This is a genomic window from Micromonospora sp. CA-263727 (assembly GCF_050942455.1).
Lineage (GTDB): Bacteria > Actinomycetota > Actinomycetes > Mycobacteriales > Micromonosporaceae > Micromonospora.
Genome location: NZ_CP192031.1, coordinates 2,319,132 through 2,335,673, shown reverse-complemented (window position 1 = coordinate 2,335,673; position 16,542 = coordinate 2,319,132). Strand labels below are relative to the sequence as shown.

The 16,542-nt window shown below is 71.5% G+C and carries 13 protein-coding genes; 10 read left to right on the top strand and 3 right to left on the bottom strand.

Translation table 11 applies throughout. The features are described 5' to 3' along the window. Positions 1-50: 50 nt before the first annotated feature. The 3 genes from ACQPYA_RS10575 (at position 51) to ACQPYA_RS10565 (ending at position 2,272) form a co-directional block, all read left to right on the top strand. Positions 51-695 (top strand): hypothetical protein, encoded by a 645-nt coding sequence (locus ACQPYA_RS10575; protein ID WP_433532436.1) that lies wholly within the window; start codon positions 51-53, stop codon positions 693-695. Positions 696-897: 202 nt separating this feature from the next. Then, on the top strand, positions 898-1,794 hold the full coding sequence (locus ACQPYA_RS10570; protein WP_433532435.1) for a hypothetical protein: 897 nt from the start codon (positions 898-900) through the stop codon (positions 1,792-1,794). Positions 1,795-1,912: 118 nt separating this feature from the next. After that, positions 1,913-2,272 carry a YciI family protein gene (locus ACQPYA_RS10565; RefSeq protein WP_433532434.1) on the top strand — a complete coding sequence of 120 codons (360 nt, stop codon included), beginning with the start codon at positions 1,913-1,915 and terminating at the stop codon, positions 2,270-2,272. A gap of 165 nt (positions 2,273-2,437) precedes the next feature. Here the strand turns inward: ACQPYA_RS10565 and ACQPYA_RS10560 are convergent, their stop codons facing one another. Next, positions 2,438-2,830: a cytidine deaminase gene (locus tag ACQPYA_RS10560; protein WP_433532433.1), complete on the bottom strand. Its 393-nt coding sequence runs from the start codon at positions 2,828-2,830 to the stop codon at positions 2,438-2,440. Positions 2,831-3,392: 562 nt separating this feature from the next. Between ACQPYA_RS10560 and hrpA the strand changes: the two genes are divergently transcribed. After that, positions 3,393-7,424, top strand: a complete 4,032-nt coding sequence (gene hrpA / locus ACQPYA_RS10555) for an ATP-dependent RNA helicase HrpA (protein ID WP_433532432.1) — start codon at positions 3,393-3,395, stop codon at positions 7,422-7,424. On the opposite strand, the gene ACQPYA_RS10550 is transcribed toward hrpA, so the two are convergent. Continuing rightward, positions 7,421-8,362 (bottom strand): LysR family transcriptional regulator, encoded by a 942-nt coding sequence (locus ACQPYA_RS10550; protein ID WP_433532431.1) that lies wholly within the window; start codon positions 8,360-8,362, stop codon positions 7,421-7,423. The two genes, hrpA and ACQPYA_RS10550, sit on opposite strands and share 4 nt — an antisense overlap. A 137-nt stretch (positions 8,363-8,499) precedes the next feature. On the opposite strand from ACQPYA_RS10550, the gene ACQPYA_RS10545 reads away from it, so the two are divergent. The 6 genes from ACQPYA_RS10545 to ACQPYA_RS10520 all read left to right on the top strand — a co-directional run bounded on the left by ACQPYA_RS10545 (position 8,500) and on the right by ACQPYA_RS10520 (position 15,006). Next, a complete protein-coding gene (locus ACQPYA_RS10545) occupies positions 8,500-9,132 on the top strand; it encodes a succinate dehydrogenase cytochrome b subunit (protein ID WP_433533456.1) in 633 nt (210 codons plus the stop codon). 2 nt (positions 9,133-9,134) lie between these two features. Then, on the top strand, positions 9,135-11,075 hold the full coding sequence (locus ACQPYA_RS10540; protein ID WP_433532430.1) for a fumarate reductase/succinate dehydrogenase flavoprotein subunit: 1,941 nt from the start codon (positions 9,135-9,137) through the stop codon (positions 11,073-11,075). Further along, positions 11,072-11,833, top strand: coding sequence for a succinate dehydrogenase/fumarate reductase iron-sulfur subunit (locus tag ACQPYA_RS10535; protein ID WP_433532429.1), 762 nt, complete (start codon positions 11,072-11,074; stop codon positions 11,831-11,833). Before ACQPYA_RS10540 ends, ACQPYA_RS10535 begins: the two co-directional genes overlap by 4 nt. A gap of 101 nt (positions 11,834-11,934) precedes the next feature. After that, positions 11,935-12,657: a 5-formyltetrahydrofolate cyclo-ligase gene (locus tag ACQPYA_RS10530; RefSeq protein ID WP_433533455.1), complete on the top strand. Its 723-nt coding sequence runs from the start codon at positions 11,935-11,937 to the stop codon at positions 12,655-12,657. A gap of 118 nt (positions 12,658-12,775) precedes the next feature. Then, positions 12,776-13,804 (top strand): serine hydrolase, encoded by a 1,029-nt coding sequence (locus ACQPYA_RS10525; RefSeq protein WP_433532428.1) that lies wholly within the window; start codon positions 12,776-12,778, stop codon positions 13,802-13,804. Between the two features lie 50 nt (positions 13,805-13,854). Further along, a complete protein-coding gene (locus tag ACQPYA_RS10520) occupies positions 13,855-15,006 on the top strand; it encodes an MBL fold metallo-hydrolase (RefSeq protein WP_433532427.1) in 1,152 nt (383 codons plus the stop codon). 10 nt (positions 15,007-15,016) lie between these two features. Here ACQPYA_RS10520 and ACQPYA_RS10515 read toward each other — a convergent pair whose 3' ends face one another. Next, positions 15,017-16,525 carry a hypothetical protein gene (locus ACQPYA_RS10515; RefSeq protein ID WP_433532426.1) on the bottom strand — a complete coding sequence of 503 codons (1,509 nt, stop codon included), beginning with the start codon at positions 16,523-16,525 and terminating at the stop codon, positions 15,017-15,019. Positions 16,526-16,542: the final 17 nt, after the last annotated feature.

The following is a 16,542-nucleotide window of genomic DNA, read 5'->3' as shown; positions in this document are numbered from 1 at the left end:
GTCGATTAGAATGTATGTACTAATCGAGTTCCTGACCTGGGAGGATGCTCGTGACCGCACCCGTCTCCACCCCCCTCACGCCGTACGCCACCCTCCTCGGCTTCACCCGGTACGTCGGCCGCACCGGGCCGACCAAGGCCAGCTTCGTCGGCGGCCTGCGCCGGCAGCGGGCCAGCCGGTCCGGCTTCAACCCGCACGGCCAGTTCGTCAAGGCGCTCAAGGCGGACATCGCCTTCCACACCGGCGGCACCCACCTGGCGCAGGTGGCCGACGTGGTCAAGCCCCGCTGGCGACCGCTCTACCAGACCCTCGTACCGGGCGCGACGGCCTGGCTGCGCTCGCTCGGCGAGCCGGCCGGCGTCGACCTCGCCCAGACCCGCGACGCCCTGGCCATGCTCGGCGACCTCCCCGTCAAGATCAACCCACACTTCGGCATCCGGTACGCCGACGGCCGCGCCGAGGCGGTCCGGCTGCACTTCGACGAGGCGCCGCCCAGCGAGGAGGCAATGCTGGCCGCCCTGCACCTGACCGCCCGCCACATGGACGCCGTCCTGCCCCACGCCGAGCCGGTCCTGGTCGACGTGCGCCGCGGCACCGCCCACCGCATGCCCGACGGGGTGAAGCCCGACGAGATCGAGCGCTGGCTGGCCGGCGAGGCCGCCGCCTTCCGCGCCATCTGGTCCGCCGCCGCCTGACCGCGACGGCGGACCTCCACCAGTCGACCTGACCAAGCACGGCCCGGATTCCCACCACTCAATCCGGCCAGCACCCCGCGGACGGGCCTCCGCACGGCGGACCAGCACCTGGCGCATGTTGTCCACAGGGCGGCGGGACCGCCACGTCGGGGTTGTCCACAGGGGCGGCGACGGTGGGTCCCGCTCGTCCAGGGTGGGGCCCATGCCGATCTCCCCCCGGCGGCCACCGCAGTTGCGGGGTCGCATCTTCCGAGGCTCCGACGTGGTGGCCCGTGGGCTGCTCACGCGTACCGAACTGCGCAGCAGAGCCTGGCGACCGCTCTTCCGGGACGTCTACGCCGATGCCCACCTCGCGATCTCGCATCGGACCCGGTGCCGGGCGGCGACACGGCTGTTACTCCCGGCGGACGCGGCGATCGCGGGTCGCAGCGCCGCAGCGCTGTTCGGCGCCGGAAATGTCGGCGCCGACGAGCCAATCGATGTGCTCCTGCCCACGGGCCGACGGTTCGGGCCGGTGGCGGGCCTGGCGGCGCACACCGCCGAGGTGGGTGAGGACGAGATCACGCTGCACGGGGAACTCCGGGTCACCCGCCCTCGACGCACCTGTTGGGACCTCGCGCAGTGGTGCTCGGTGGAAGACGCGGTGGCGACGGTGGATCGGCTCGCCGCCAGCGGAGCGGTGCGACTCGACGACCTATCGGAACTGGCCCGCTCACGGGCCGGCGATCGGGGCTGGAAGCGGCTGCTCCGGGTGAGCGAACTGGCTGACGCCGGAGCCGAGTCGGTACCCGAGTCGCGCTTGCGGGTACGCGTCGTGCTGGCCGGGCTGCCGCGGCCGGTGACGCAGTTCGTCGTGGAGCGCCAGGGCCGGTTCGTCGCCCGGGTCGATCTCGCCTGGCCGGAGTTGCGGGTGGCCGTCGAGTACGACGGGCTCTGGCATCACGACCCTGAACAGTTCCACCGCGACCGGCGCCGACTCAACCGGCTCCTCGGCAACGACTGGATCGTCCTACACGTCACCGCGAAGCGCCTCCGCCACGACTTCGACGGCTTCCTCGCCGAACTCCGCCACACCCTGACCCACCGCCGCCCTCACTGAGGCCCGGATGGTGAAAGATCCGCACAATTTCGGGGATGCTGCGGTCTCCCCACCCTGACGAGGCAGCACTATCAGGGAACTTGCGGGGATCATGAGCAGGCCCTGCCTAGGGTGGGACATGCGATTCGATCGGCACACGGTGGTGCTTCTGGTACGGCCCGTCGATGCTCCTGAGCTGCCGCAGGAGGCGGCCGATCTGCTGGAGAAAACGCACCTGGCCCATCAGGCCGGGTTGGTGGAGCAGGGCGCGGTGCTCGCGGCCGGCCCGTTCGTCGACCGCGACGACGCGCAGATCCGTGGGATCGCCGTCCTCTCGGTCGACCCGCAGATGGCCCGCGAGCTGTACCGGAACGACCCCGCCGTCCGCTCGGGTCAGCTGATCGCGCACGTGCTCTCCTGGATGGTGCCCGAGGGCAACGTCCGCTTCGAGAACGTGCCGGTCCCCCGTTCCATGCTGGAGGTCGCCACCGGCGACTGAAGCCGGCCACCCCCGCCCCGCCGGAGACTGAGGTTGGTCGGCCCCGGAGGCTGAGGCTGGTCGGCCCCGCCGGAGACTGAGGCTGGCCGCCCCCGGAGCCGGCCCAGCCAGCGCAACCCGCTCGTCGGCGCTTGTCGACCCGGGCGACGGCCGCCCGATCCGACGTCAGTCGGCGATGTCGGCGGTGGCGGTGGGCAGCAGTTCGGCCACCGGTACCGCCTGCGGATCGTCGACCGGACCGATGATCACCCGCAGCGCCGGGAAGTGGTCGGCCAGCAGCCGACGGCACGGCTCGCAGGGGGCAACCAGGACACGGCCCCGGTCGCCCACCGTGACGATCGTCTCCAGCTCACCCACGTTCTGCGTGGCCGCGGCGCCGACCACCACCACCTCGGCGCAGGCGCCCCCGCCGGGATGCACGACGTTGACCCCGGACACGACCCGGCCGTCGGCGGTACGGGCCGCCGAGGCGAGGGTGTGTGCGGCGCTGCGACAACGCAGCTTGGCGACCGCGCTGGCGGCCTGCACCAGCGCCCGGTCGGTGTCACGCATCGTCATCGGCGTTCCCGTGTTCGCTCCTGGCCCGACGATCAACGATAGACCGGCCCCGCCCTCGGTGTGCACGACCCACCACGCCACCTTTGCTCTGCCTCAACCCACGCATCGCTTGCCCGCGCACTACTTGAAGCGACCGGCGACGGGGCTGGCGGAGCTGCGGCGCGTCCTGGCGCTTCGGCTGGCGGCGTTGTCGTCGTCGGCCGTGCGACACCGGCATGGCCTCCTCCTCCGCCTTGCCACCCTCGACCAGGACCCGCCTCAGGCACGGCCGACCCAGGCACGGCCGACCCAGGCACGGCCGACCCAGGCACGGCCGACCCAGGCGGGGCCAGTCCTGGCGGGGCCAACCCGGGCGGAGGCACACGGGCGGGGCCGAGCCGGACACGGCCAACCCGGGCGGAGGCACGCACGGGCACGGCCCACCCGGACGGGGGCACGCACGGGCACCGCCCACCCAGGCACCGCCCACCCGGACACCGCCCACGCGGGCGGGGCCGGGCTGGGCGCGGGGTGGGTAACCCGGAGGCGGGGCGGCGGCGGGCTGCCTATTCTTGGCCACGACATGCAGACTCCAGCCACCCCCGCCGCGACCGATTCCCTCCGCGAGTTGCAACGCCGCCTCGCCCCGCTGATCTTCCGCGACCAGCGCCAGCTGCGGCGGCGGCTCGACGGGCTGCGGAAGCTGCGCGACCCGCAGCGGCAGCAGGCGGCGCTGACCGAGATCGCCGCCGAGGTGGCCGCGGCGGAGGCCCGGCTGGAGCGGCGCCGGGCGGGCGTGCCCTCGATCACCTATCCGGCCGTGTTGCCGGTGAGCGAGCGCAGGGAGGACATCGCCGCGGCGATCCGCGACCACCAGGTGGTGATCGTGGCCGGCGAGACCGGCTCGGGCAAGACCACCCAGCTGCCGAAGATCTGCCTGGAGCTGGGGCGTGGGGTGCACGGGCTGATCGGCCACACCCAACCGCGCCGGCTGGCGGCCCGTACGGTTGCCGACCGGATCGCCGAGGAGTTGGGCACCGAGTTGGGCGACGTGGTCGGCTACAAGGTGCGCTTCACCGACCAGGTCAGTGAGCACAGCCTGGTCAAGCTGATGACCGACGGCATCCTGCTGGCCGAGTTGCAGACCGACCGGATGCTGCGCCAGTACGACACGTTGATCATCGACGAGGCGCACGAGCGCAGCCTCAACATCGACTTTATTCTCGGCTACCTCAAGCAGCTTCTTCCCCGTCGCCCCGACCTCAAGGTGATCATCACCTCGGCGACCATCGAGACCGACCGGTTCGCCCGGCACTTCGCCGGCCCGCCGACCGCCGAGCATCCCGACGGTAAGCCGGCGCCGGTGGTCGAGGTCTCCGGCCGGACGTACCCGGTCGAGCTGCGTTACCGCCCGCTGGTCGAGGTCGCGGCGACCGACGAGGAGGCGGCGGACGAGGAGGCGGCGGACGAGGAGGCGGCGGACGAGGAGAATGTCCGCGACCAGATCGAGGCGATCGGCGACGCGGTCGAGGAGCTGGCCGCCGAGGGGCCCGGCGACATCCTGGTCTTCCTCAGCGGCGAGCGGGAGATCCGGGACACCGCGGACGCGCTGGGCAAGCTCGTCACCAGCCGTCCCGCGCTGCGCAACACCGAGGTCCTGCCGCTGTACGCCCGGCTGAGCGTCGCCGAGCAGCACCGGGTCTTCGCCCCGCACGGCGGGCGGCGGGTGGTGCTGGCCACCAACGTCGCGGAGACCTCGCTGACCGTGCCCGGCATCAAGTACGTGGTGGATCCCGGCACCGCCCGGATCTCCCGCTACTCGCAGCGGCTGAAGGTGCAGCGGCTGCCCATCGAGCCGGTCTCCCAGGCGAGCGCCAACCAGCGCAAGGGCCGCTGCGGGCGTACCTCGGACGGCATCTGCATCCGGCTCTACGACGAGCAGGATTTCCTCTCCCGTCCCGAGTTCACCGACCCGGAGATCCTGCGTACCAACCTGGCCTCGGTCATCCTCCAGATGACCGCCATCGGCCTCGGCGACATCGCCGCCTTCCCGTTCATCGACCCGCCGGACCGCCGCAACATCACCGACGGCGTCAACCTGCTGCACGAGTTGGGCGCACTCGATCCGGCCGAGAGCGACCCGGCGCGCCGGCTCACGCCGCTGGGCCGGCGGCTGGCCCAGCTACCGGTCGACCCCCGGCTGGCCCGGATGGTGCTGGAGGGCGAGCGCAACGGCTGCGCCACCGAGGTGGTGGTGATCGCCGCCGCGCTGTCGATCCAGGATCCGCGCGAGCGGCCGGCCGACAAGCAGGCCCAGGCCGACCAGGCACACGCCCGGTTCGCCGACAAGGAGTCGGACTTCGTCGCGTACCTCAATCTCTGGCGTCACCTGCGCGAGCAGCAACGGGAACTCTCCTCCAGCGCGTTCCGCCGGATGTGCCGGGCCGAGTATCTCAACTACCTGCGGGTCCGCGAGTGGCAGGACATCGTCAGCCAGGTACGCCAGGTGCTGCGTACCGCCGATGGTGGCCGGCGCGGCGGCGCGGACCTGCCGGAGGAGATCGACACCCCCCGGGTGCACCAGTCGCTGCTGCCCGGCCTGCTCTCCCACGTCGGGCTCAAGGATGCCCAGAAACACGAGTACCTGGGTGCCCGTGGGGCGAAGTTCGGGCTGTTCCCCGGCTCGGCGCTGTTCCGCAAGCCACCGCGCTGGGTGATGGCGGCCGAGCTGGTGGAGACCTCCCGCCTCTGGGGCCGGGTGAACGGCCGGATCGAACCGGAGTGGGTCGAACCGCTCGCCCAGCACCTGGTCAAGCGCAGCTACAGCGAGCCGCACTGGGAGAAGAAGCAGGCGGCGGTGATGGCGTACGAGAAGGTCACCCTCTACGGCGTACCGCTGGTCACCTCGCGCAAGGTGAACTTCGGCCGGGTCGACCCGGTGTTGAGTCGGGAGCTGTTCATCCGGCACGCGCTGGTCGAGGGGGACTGGTCCACCCACCACCAGTTCTGGCGGGACAACCAGCGGCTCTTGACCGAGGTCGAGGAGTTGGAGAACCGGGCCCGGCGGCGGGACATCCTGGTCGACGACGAGACGATCTTCCAGTTCTACGACGAGCGGATCCCCGCCGAGGTGGTCTCCGGGCGGCACTTCGACACCTGGTGGAAGAAGACCCGGCGGGACCGGCCCGAGCTGCTCACCTTCACCCGGGAGCTGCTGGTCAACGCCGGTCGGGGCAGGGTGGACGAGGCCGACTACCCCGACCGGTGGAACGCCGACGGCGTCGACCTGCCGCTGACGTACACCTTCGATCCGGGCACCTCGACCGACGGGGTGACGGTGGACATCCCGTTGCCGCTGCTCAACCAGGTGCCGGCGGAGAGCTTCGACTGGCAGGTGCCGGGACTCCGCGAGGAGGTCGTCATCGCGCTGATCCGTTCGCTGCCCAAACCGGTGCGGCGCAACTTCGTGCCGGTGCCCGACTACGCCCGCGCCGCGCTGGCCGCGATCAATCCGGGCGAGGAGCCGCTGCTGGACGCGCTGACCCGGCAGCTGCGCCGGATGACCGGGGTGACCGTGCCCCGGGACGCCTGGGACGTCGCCCGGCTGCCGGCGCACCTGCGGGTCACCTTCCGGGTGCTCGGCGAGGACGACCGGCCGGTCGCCGAGGGCAAGGACCTACCGGCCCTGCAACGCCAGCTCAAGGCCGAGGTACGCGAGGTGGTGGCCGCCGCCGCGCCGGAGCTGGCCCGCACCGGGCTGACCGGGTGGGAGATCGGCACCCTGCCGCGCACCATCGAGCAGGTGCGGGCCGGGTACGCGGTGACCGCGTACCCGGCGCTGGTGGACGAGGGCAGCACCGTCGGCGTGAAGGTCTTCGACTCCGCCGGCGAGCAGGAGGCCGCGCACTGGGCGGGCACCCGGCGGCTGCTGCGGCTGACCGTGCCGTCGCCGGCGAAGTTCCTTCAGGGGCGGTTGACCAACGAGGCGAAGCTGGCGCTGTCCCGCAACCCGCACGGCGGGGTGCAGGCGCTGATCGAGGACGCGGCCGGGGCGGCGATCGACAAGCTGGTCGCCGGGGCCGGCGGCCCGGTCTGGGACGCCGAGGGGTTCGCCGCGCTGCGGGACACGGTCCGGGCCGGGCTGGTGGACACCGTGCTTGAGGTGATGGACCGGGTCCGGGCGGTGCTCGCCGCCGCGTACGCGGTGCAGCAGCGCCTCGGCGCGACCAGGAACCTGGCCGTGGTGGCCGCCCTGGCCGACATCCGCGCCCAGCTCACCGGCCTCGTGCACGCCGGGTTCATCACCGAGGCCGGGTACGCCCGCCTGCCCGACCTGCTGCGGTACCTGACCGCGATCGAGCGACGGCTGGATCGGCTGCCCGGCAACCCGCCCCGCGACAAGCAGCAGCAGGACCGCGTCGCGGTGGTCCAGCGGGAGTACGACGAGATGGTGGCGGCGCTGCCGCCCGCCCGGCGGGGTTCCGCCCGGGTGCGGCAGCTCCGCTGGATGATCGAGGAGTTGCGGGTGAGCGTCTTCGCCCAGGCCCTGGGCACCCCGTACCCGGTCTCCGAGCAACGCATCTACCGTGCCATGGACGACGCCGAGGCCGGTTAGGGCGGGTCCTGGGTGAGGGGCTCCACGCCGGGCGGGAGCGCGTCGGTGGCGGTGGCGGTGTGCACGTAGTCGAGGAGGATGCGGCGTAGTTCGCGGCCCGCGTGGGTGGGCACCACGTCGCGACGACGGGCCACCGCGATGGTGCGCCGCACCCCGGGCGGGGCCAGCCGGGTGACCCGGATGCCGGGCCGGTTGGCCACCACGCTGCCGGGGACCAGGGCGGCGCCCAGCCCGGCCTCGACGAAGCTGAGCACGGCGTCCATCTCGCCGCCGTCGACGGAGAGGGTCGGCTCGAAGCCGGCGTCCCGGCACGCCTGGAGCGTGGCGTCGCGCAGGTCGTAGCCCGCACGGAACATCACCAGCGGTTGGTCGCGCAGGTCGGTGATGCGCAGGTCGTCGCCGGAGGCGATCGGCAGCGGGTCGACCGAGGCGACGACCAGGCTCTCGGTCAGGATCGGGTCGGCGCGCAGCCCGGGATCGGTGCCCTGCGCCGGCATGATGATCAGCGCCAGGTCCAGGTCGCCGCGGAGCAGGTCGCGGACCAGGTCCTGGGAGCCGCCCTCCTCCACCCGGAGGTCGACGGTGGGGTGGGCGTCACGGAACCGGCGCAGCACCGGCGGCGCGAGCGAGGTGGCCAGGCTGGGGGTCGCGCCGAGGCGGACCCGGCCGCGCCGCAGGCCGACCAACTCCTGCACCTCCCGGGTCGCGGTCTCGACGTCGGCGAGGATCCGCTTGGCCAGGGGCAGCAGCGCCTCGCCAGCCGCGGTGAGGGTGATGTTGCCTCTTACCCGCTCGAAGAGTGGGGCACCGAGGGTGTCCTCCAGCACGTGAATTTGCTTACTCAACGAGGGTTGGGTTATGCCGACGAGGTCAGCTGCCTGGGTGAAATGTCGTACTTCAGCCACGGCGACGAAGTACTTCAGCTGATGGAGCTGCATCTACATAGCTTATGGCTATCAAGACTGCGGTGTCGATGCATTGGACGACTGATCGAAGTGCTTTTAGCGTCGGCGACGTGGTAGTCACGACAAGAACGCGGTCGCCCATCCGTTCCAACGTCGGCCTCAAGGCCGTCATGGCGGTGACGGGCATCCTGCTGGTGCTGTTCCTCGTCGCACACATGCTGGGCAACCTGAAGATCTTCGCGGGCGCCATGTCGTTCAACCACTACGCCGAATGGCTGCGCGAACTCGGCGCCCCGCTGCTGCCCAGCGCCGGCTTCCTCTGGATCCAGCGGGTCGGACTGCTGGCGGCGGTGCTCCTGCACATCGGGGCGGCCACCGTGCTCGCCCTGCGCGCCCGCGCCGCCCGCCCGGTCCGCTACGCCCACCGCAAGAAGGTACGCGGCAGCTACGCGGCCCGCACCATGCGCTGGGGCGGCGTGATCATCCTGCTCTTCGTGATCTACCACATCCTGGACCTGACCACCGGCACGCTGAACCCGGTCGGCGACCCGTCCCGGCCGTACGCCAACGTGGTCGCCGACTTCGCCCCGGCGCGCTGGTACGTCACGCTCTTCTACACCCTGGCGGTCGTCGCCCTCGGCTTCCACCTGCGGCACGGCATGTTCAGCGCGCTGCGCAGCCTCGGTCAGCAGACCCCGCGCGGCGAGCAGCGGGCCCGGGCGGTGGCGCTGGTCTTCGCCGTCGCGCTCTGCGTCGGCTACCTCCTGGTCCCGTTCGCCGTACTCACCGGATTGGTGTCCTGACCATGGATGATCTCTTCACCGAGGGCGACCCGATCGCCGACACCAGGGCTCCCGACGGTCCGGTCGAGACCCGCTGGGAACGCCGCCGTTTCGAGGCCAAGCTGGTCAACCCGGCCAACCGGCGCAAGATGACGGTGATCGTGGTCGGCACCGGCCTGGCCGGTGGGGCGGCCGCAGCCACCCTGGGCGAGCAGGGCTACCGCGTCAAGTCGTACTGCTACCAGGACAGCCCCCGCCGGGCCCACTCGATCGCCGCGCAGGGCGGCATCAACGCCGCCAAGAACTACCGCAACGACGGCGACTCGGTGCACCGGCTCTTCTACGACACCGTCAAGGGCGGCGACTTCCGCTCCCGGGAGTCAAACGTGCACCGGCTGGCCGAGGTGTCGGTGAACATCATCGACCAGTGCGTCGCCCAGGGCGTGCCGTTCGCCCGCGAGTACGGCGGCCTGCTCGACACCCGCTCGTTCGGTGGCGCCCAGGTGCAGCGCACCTTCTACGCCCGGGGGCAGACCGGCCAGCAACTGCTGCTCGGCGCGTACCAGGCGCTCGAACGGCAGATCGGCCTGGGCAACGTGGAGATGAACGCCCGGCACGAGATGCTGGAGCTGATCATCATCGACGGCAAGGCCCGGGGCATCGTGGTCCGGGACATGGTCACCGGCGAGATCACCACGGAGTTCGCCGACGCCGTGGTGCTCGCCTCCGGCGGCTACGGCAACGTCTTCTACCTCTCCACCAACGCCAAGGGCTGCAACGTCACCGCCACCTGGCGGGCACACCGCAAGGGCGCGTACTTCGCCAACCCCTGCTACACCCAGATCCACCCGACCTGCATCCCGGTCTCCGGCGACCACCAGTCGAAGCTGACCCTGATGAGCGAGTCGCTGCGCAACGACGGCCGGGTGTGGGTGCCGAAGGCCAAGGGCGACGACCGCGACCCACGGGACATCCCCGAGGACGAGCGGGACTACTACCTGGAGCGGATCTACCCCTCCTTCGGCAACCTGGTGCCCCGGGACATCGCCTCCCGGGCCGCCAAGAACGTCTGCGACGAGGGCCGCGGCGTGGGCCCGACCCGGCTCGGCGTCTACCTCGACTTCGCCGACGCCATCGGCCGGCTCGGCCGCAAGGCCATCGAGGCCAAGTACGGCAACCTCTTCGAGATGTACGAGCGGATCACCGGCGAGGACCCGTACGAGGTCCCGATGCGGATCTACCCCGCCGTGCACTACACGATGGGCGGCCTCTGGGTCGACTACGACCTCCAGTCCACCATCCCCGGCCTGTTCGTGATCGGCGAGGCGAACTTCTCCGACCACGGCGCGAACCGGCTCGGCGCCTCGGCGCTCATGCAGGGCCTGGCCGACGGGTACTTCGTGCTGCCCAACACGGTCGCCAACTACCTGGCCGCCGGCCCCTTCGAGAAGGTCGACGGCAGCCACCCGGCGGCCGTCGAGGCCCGCCGCGACGTGGAGGACCGGATCCAGCGGCTGCTCGCCATCGACGGCGACCGGACGGTGGACTCGTTCCACCGCGAACTGGGTCAGATCATGTGGGAGCACTGCGGCATGGAGCGCTCCGAGGCCGGGCTGCGCAAGGCGATCGACGAGATCCGTGCCCTGCGGGACCAGTTCTGGCAGCGGGTGCGGGTGCCGGGCGACGGTGAGGGGCTGAACCAGTCGCTGGAGAAGGCCGGCCGGGTGGCCGACTTCTTCGAGCTGGCCGAGCTGATGTGCATCGACGCCCTGCACCGCGAGGAGTCCTGCGGCGGGCACTTCCGGGCCGAGCACCAGACCCCGGAGGGCGAGGCGCAGCGCGACGACGAGCACTTCGCGTACGTCGCGGCCTGGGAGTTCACCGCCACCGGCCAGCCCTCGGTGCTGCACAAGGAAGACCTGAACTTCGAATACGTCCACCCCACGCAGCGGAGCTACAAGTGAACCTGACCCTGCGCATCTGGCGCCAGTCCGGCCCCGAGGACAAGGGTCGGATGGTGACGTACCAGGTCGACGACGTCTCCCCCGACATGTCGTTCCTGGAGATGCTCGACGTGCTCAACGAGCGGCTCATCCTCGCCGGCGAGGAGCCGGTCGCCTTCGACCACGACTGCCGTGAGGGCATCTGCGGCATGTGCGGCCTGATGATCAACGGCGACGCGCACGGCCCGCAGCGCGGCACCACCGCCTGCCAGCTGCACATGCGACAGTTCTCCGACGGCGACACGATCGACATCGAGCCGTGGCGGGCCCGGGCCTTCCCGGTCATCAAGGACCTGGTGGTCAACCGGAACGCCTTCGACCGGATCATCGCGGCCGGCGGGTACATCACGGTCCCCACCGGCAGCGCCCCCGAGGCGCACTCGGTCCCGGTGGCCAAGGCTGACGCGGACGCCGCCTTCGAGTCCGCCGCCTGCATCGGCTGCGGCGCCTGCGTGGCGGCCTGCCCGAACGGCTCCGGCATGCTCTTCACCGCCGCCAAGGTCACCCAGCTGTCGCTGATGCCGCAGGGCCAGCCGGAGCGGTACACCCGGGTGATCGGCATGGTCGACGCGCACGACGAGGCCGGCTTCGGCGGCTGCACCAACGCCGGCGAGTGCACCGTGGTCTGCCCGAAGGGCATCCCGCTGACCACCATCGGCCGGCTCAACCGCGACTACCTGACGGCCACCACCAAGCACGGCGACACCCCCGGCACCTGACCGCCAACGACCAGGCACGACCGGCCCCCGCTCCCAGTACGACGTCGCTACACGTGCTATCGGCATGGTAGAGATGGCTTGGGGTGGCGGAGTTGACCAGCGTGGACACTGACCGGGCCAAGCAGGCGATCAGGGAACGGGTGTGGGCGCTCTTGGAGCGGGAGCGAGCAGTAGCGCCGGGTGTCCACGGCCGCATCCCGGCGTTCTTCGGGGCCGAAGCCGCCGCCGACCGCCTGGCCGAGCTACCCTTCTGGCAGTCGGCCCGAGTCGTCAAGGCGGTACCGGACAAGGCACAGCTCCCCGTGCGAGCGCGGGCGCTCACTGAGGGCAAGTTGGTTTACATGGCCGTGCCCAAGCTGGCCGAAGCGCTGCCGTTTTACCTGCTCGATCCAGCGGCGTTGACCGTGCCGCCCAGTGAAGCCGCGTCGAGCAAGGTCGCCGCAACGGTCGCGCGGAAGATCGGCGTGGACGAGATGCGCACCGTAGACCTCATCGTGTGTGGCAGCGTGGCCGTCAATCGGCACGGGGTGCGGCTCGGAAAGGGCGCGGGCTACTCGGATATTGAGGTGGCACTGTTGCAAGAGGCCGGGCTGATTGGGCCGAACACGACGATCGTGACCACGGTGCACCCGTTGCAGGTGGTTGACGACGAGTTGCCGGAGACCAGGCACGATTTCAGCGTCGATCTGATCGTGACGCCGGATCAGGTTATCCGATGCGGGCCGTCACGCCGTCCTGCTGGCCTGTACTGGGACAGCCTGAGCCGGAAGAAAATCGAGACCATTCCAATACTGGCCGCACTGGCGAATAGTCGCAGTGTGTGAAAGGGCTGTTCGAGATTCGTTCATTTTTCGGCCGGGCCACACGAGCGGGGGGTCACGGACATCGATCGATCGGCCTAGGGTGTCCGGGAGAGGGCGCACGGACCGACGGGAGAGACGATTGACCATCCGGATGAACCGCAGGGCCGCGATCGGCCTGGGCACGGTGGCCACGGCCGGCACGGTGTTGGGTGGAGCCATGCCAGCCGCAGCTGACCCGGGTCGCGACGCGACCGCCGACGGTGGTGGTGACCGGACGCGGGTCGCGGCGCGGATCGGGGCCGGGTACCGCCGGGAGAGCGGCCGGGCCGGCGGGAACTGGCAGGCGTACGTCAGCCTCGCCGGTGCCGACCGGAGCGGCACGGAGCCGTTGGTCGCGGTGAGCGAGTCGGCGGACCGGCGGATCGAGGCGTACAGCGTCAACAAGATCGCGGTGGCGGTCGCGGTGCTGGACAAGGTCGACCGGGGCCTGCTCGCCCTCGACCAGCAGGTGGAGGTGACCGCGGCGATCGTGGTGCCCGGCGGTGACGGGATCTTCGGCCTGGACGGCGCCTATCCCAGCCTGGTCACCCTGGGACATGCGCTGGCCAACCTGCTGACCGTCTCCGACGACACCGCGGTACGGCTCTGCGGGCTGGTCTGCCCGGCCGCCGAGCTCAACCAGATCCTGGCGGCCAAGGGGTTCCCCAACACTCAGGTGCAGCCGGTGGCCAACCCGAACCGGTTCTTCCTGGGCACCAGCACGCCCCGGGAGACGCACGACCTGCTCCGCGCGCTGGTCGCCGGCACGCTGCTCACGCCGGCCTCGACCGCGTTCGTGGTGGGGCTGTTGCGCTCCCCGGTGGCGTTCACCGACGGCATCCGGCGTGAGATGTCCTCGGCCGAGCGGGGCCGGATCGCCACCAAGGCCGGCTGGTTCGCCGACGCCCGGCACGAGGCGGGAGTGATCTTCGACACCGCGGGTGCTCCCGTGGTGACGTACGCGCTCTTCGCCGACGGTCAGGCCGGCGCGGACGACTACGGCGCCACCCATCCGGCGGTGCAGGCCCGGGCCCGGCTGGGTCGGCGCGTCCTGGACCTCACCGACGGACTCGGCGGCAACGGGACCGCCCACCGCGGCCACCCGTACCGTCCCAGCAACGGCGGCTGAACCTGCCGGCGGCGGTTACGGTGGATCCGGAAAGCAGTGGAGGGGGGACCATGCGGGCGCCGAAGGAGCCGACAGGGCCGGCAACCGGCCGGCGGATCAGCGCAGCGGGGGCCAGCCTGGCCGCGTTGGCCGGGGTGGCCGGCCTGGCCTGGGCGGCCAGGGGCATCCCGGCCGCCCTCGGCGGCCGGCTGACCGGCGCGCGGGCCGCCCGGGCGGCCCGGTCGCCGCAGTTTCGCGACGGCGTGTTCCACAACCGGGCGGGCACCCAGACCATGGTTCCCACGCCCGATCGCAACCTGCTCCGCGATCTGGTCTTCGGTAAGCAGAAGCGGCGGCCGACCGCCCCGGTGCCGGTGGTGCGCTCCACCGCCGCGATCGACGTCGATCCGGCCCGCGAGCTGAACGTCGTCTGGTATGGCCACGCCACCACCTTGATCGAGATCGAGGGGCGGCGGGTGCTGCTGGACCCGGTGTGGAGCGACCGGTGCTCGCCGTCGGCCGCGGTCGGCCCGCGCCGGCTGCACGAACCACCGGTACGCCTCGACGAGTTGCCCAAGCTCGACGCGATCCTGATCTCCCACGACCACTACGACCATCTCGACATGGCGACCGTGCGGGAGTTGACGGCCCGGCAGTCGGCCCCGTTCCTGGTGCCGCTCGGGGTCGGCGCCCATCTCGACCGCTGGGGGGTGCCGGCGGACCGGATCGTCGAGCTGGACTGGTCGCAGAGCCATCGGGTGGCCGACCTGGAGATCATTTGCACCGCCGCCCAGCACTTCTCGGGGCGGGGGCTGCGCCGTAACGGCACCCTGTGGAGTTCCTGGGTGGTGGCCGGCCGCCAGCGCCGCGTCTACTACACGGGAGACTCCGGATACTTCGGCGGCTACGCCGAGATCGGCGCCGAACACGGTCCCTTCGACGTGACGCTGATGCAGATCGGCGCGTACGACCGGGCCTGGCCCAGCATCCACATGTTCCCGGAGGAGGCCGTCGCCGCCCACCTGGACCTGCGCGGCGGGCTTTTCCTGCCGGTGCACTGGGCGACCTTCAACCTCGCCCTGCACGACTGGTCCGAGCCGGTGGACCGGCTCTGGGCCGAGGCCAAGGCGCGGGACGTCCGGCTGACCGTGCCACGCCCCGGCGAACGGGTGGTGGTGGACGACCCGCCGCCGGTCGACGGCTGGTGGCAGGCGGTCGCCTGACCGGGCCGCCCTACCTGGCGGCCTCGCCCGCGAAGTGCAGGGTCAGCAGGAACTCCTTTGCCTCGGTGCTGCCGGCCAGCGCCACCTGCGACCGGCCCGCCGGGGACAGGAACTCCGCGATGTGCGGCGAATCCCGCAGGATCTCGGTCGCCCGGGGGTCACGGTAGACGCCCTTCATCGGCGAGTACGGAACCCAGTTCCGCTGGCCACGTCGCCAGTAACCGATCTCTGCCCGGGGCCGGACGGCCACACCACCGGCCGGGTAGGCCATCAGGGCCGGGGCGTTTCGTTGGATCACCCTGCGGTGGAAGTTGCTGCCCAGCTTCTCCGTCCGGGGCAGCGCGGCGATCGCCTGGATGACCCGGGCGTCGAGGAACGGTGACATCGGCAGCGTGAAGTGGCCGCAGAGGTTCAGGCCGTTGCCGATGAAGTGCCGCACGCGTTCCGTCGCGTAGAACCGGTCGAGGACGTCCAGGCCGTTGGCACGGCTGGTCGCCACGGGACGCAGCGAACGTTGGCTGAAGGCGACGGCGTCCCGTACGCCGTTCGGTGTCAGGAACGGGAGGAACGGCGCCATGCGGCGGGCCCGCCGGCCGATCCTGGCCGCCCAGTAGGCGCGGGCCGCCAGCCGGCCGCCGAGCCCGGTGCCGCGCGCGACCACGCCCTTGTCCCAGAAGAACGTCCGCGCGAACTCGCCGTTCGAGCCCACCAGGTGGGGCTCGTGCGGCGGCCGGCCCTGGCAGTAGAGGAACGTGTGCCAGTTGCCGATGGTCTTGGTGCCCCCGGTCAGTCTGGCGATCAGCGTCGCGTGCCGGTAGTAGTCGTCGGGCCGGATCTGCACGACGCTGTGCCGCAGGCCGGCAGCCGCGGCGATTCTCGCGGCGACGACCACGTCGGTGCTGCGCTCGTGCCCCATCGTCAACACGTCGGGGGTCTGCCCGGTGGCCAACGCGCGCGCCAGCAGGGCCCGTGAGTCGAAACCGGCGCTCAGCGAGATCAGCGGGCGGTGGGCCAACTGCTCGTCCAGCACGGTGTGGAAGGCGTCGACCGCGTCGTCGAGCCGGATCCGCCCGGCCGAGAACGCGTCGTCCCAGAACCGGTCCGTCGTCACCCGCCAGTGCTCCCCGTCATGGAGCAGGACCGAGGCGGGCGGCACCCGCCGAATCCGAGGATGCAGCGTCTGGGTCCCGACGGTGTGGCCGAACCAGGCGACCGCGCGCAACGCGTCCAGGTTCCACTGCCACGGAAGCTGTGCCTGCCGGGCCAGGCGGAAGACGTCCGCGCCGTGCTGCGCGGGACCCGGCCGGTCGAGGTAGAAGTAGGGGCGGATGCCGAGGACGGAGGTGGCGATCAGGCGTGGGCCGCCGCCCGGCCGGCTGGCCACCAGGACGAAATCTCCGGGCAGGTCCCTGACCCGCCGACCCGCCACCAGCTCCGACAGCAACCGCTCTGCCGGCCAGGGCGAGTAGCCGATCATGTTGACGGCCGTACGACCGTCGAGCCACAGCTCGGAGTCCACCAACCGATTCCATCCTC

Bases quoted from the DNA above. Each gene is read 5' to 3' on its own strand.
- ACQPYA_RS10570 (WP_433532435.1), top strand. From the start codon at position 898: ATGCCGATCTCCCCCCGGCGGCCACCGCAGTTGCGGGGTCGCATCTTC.
- ACQPYA_RS10565 (WP_433532434.1), top strand. From the start codon at position 1,913: ATGCGATTCGATCGGCACACGGTGGTGCTTCTGGTACGGCCCGTCGAT.
- ACQPYA_RS10560 (WP_433532433.1), bottom strand. From the start codon at position 2,830: ATGACGATGCGTGACACCGACCGGGCGCTGGTGCAGGCCGCCAGCGCG.
- hrpA (WP_433532432.1), top strand. From the start codon at position 3,393: ATGCAGACTCCAGCCACCCCCGCCGCGACCGATTCCCTCCGCGAGTTG.
- ACQPYA_RS10550 (WP_433532431.1), bottom strand. From the start codon at position 8,362: ATGCAGCTCCATCAGCTGAAGTACTTCGTCGCCGTGGCTGAAGTACGA.
- ACQPYA_RS10545 (WP_433533456.1), top strand. From the start codon at position 8,500: ATGGCGGTGACGGGCATCCTGCTGGTGCTGTTCCTCGTCGCACACATG.
- ACQPYA_RS10540 (WP_433532430.1), top strand. From the start codon at position 9,135: ATGGATGATCTCTTCACCGAGGGCGACCCGATCGCCGACACCAGGGCT.
- ACQPYA_RS10520 (WP_433532427.1), top strand. From the start codon at position 13,855: ATGCGGGCGCCGAAGGAGCCGACAGGGCCGGCAACCGGCCGGCGGATC.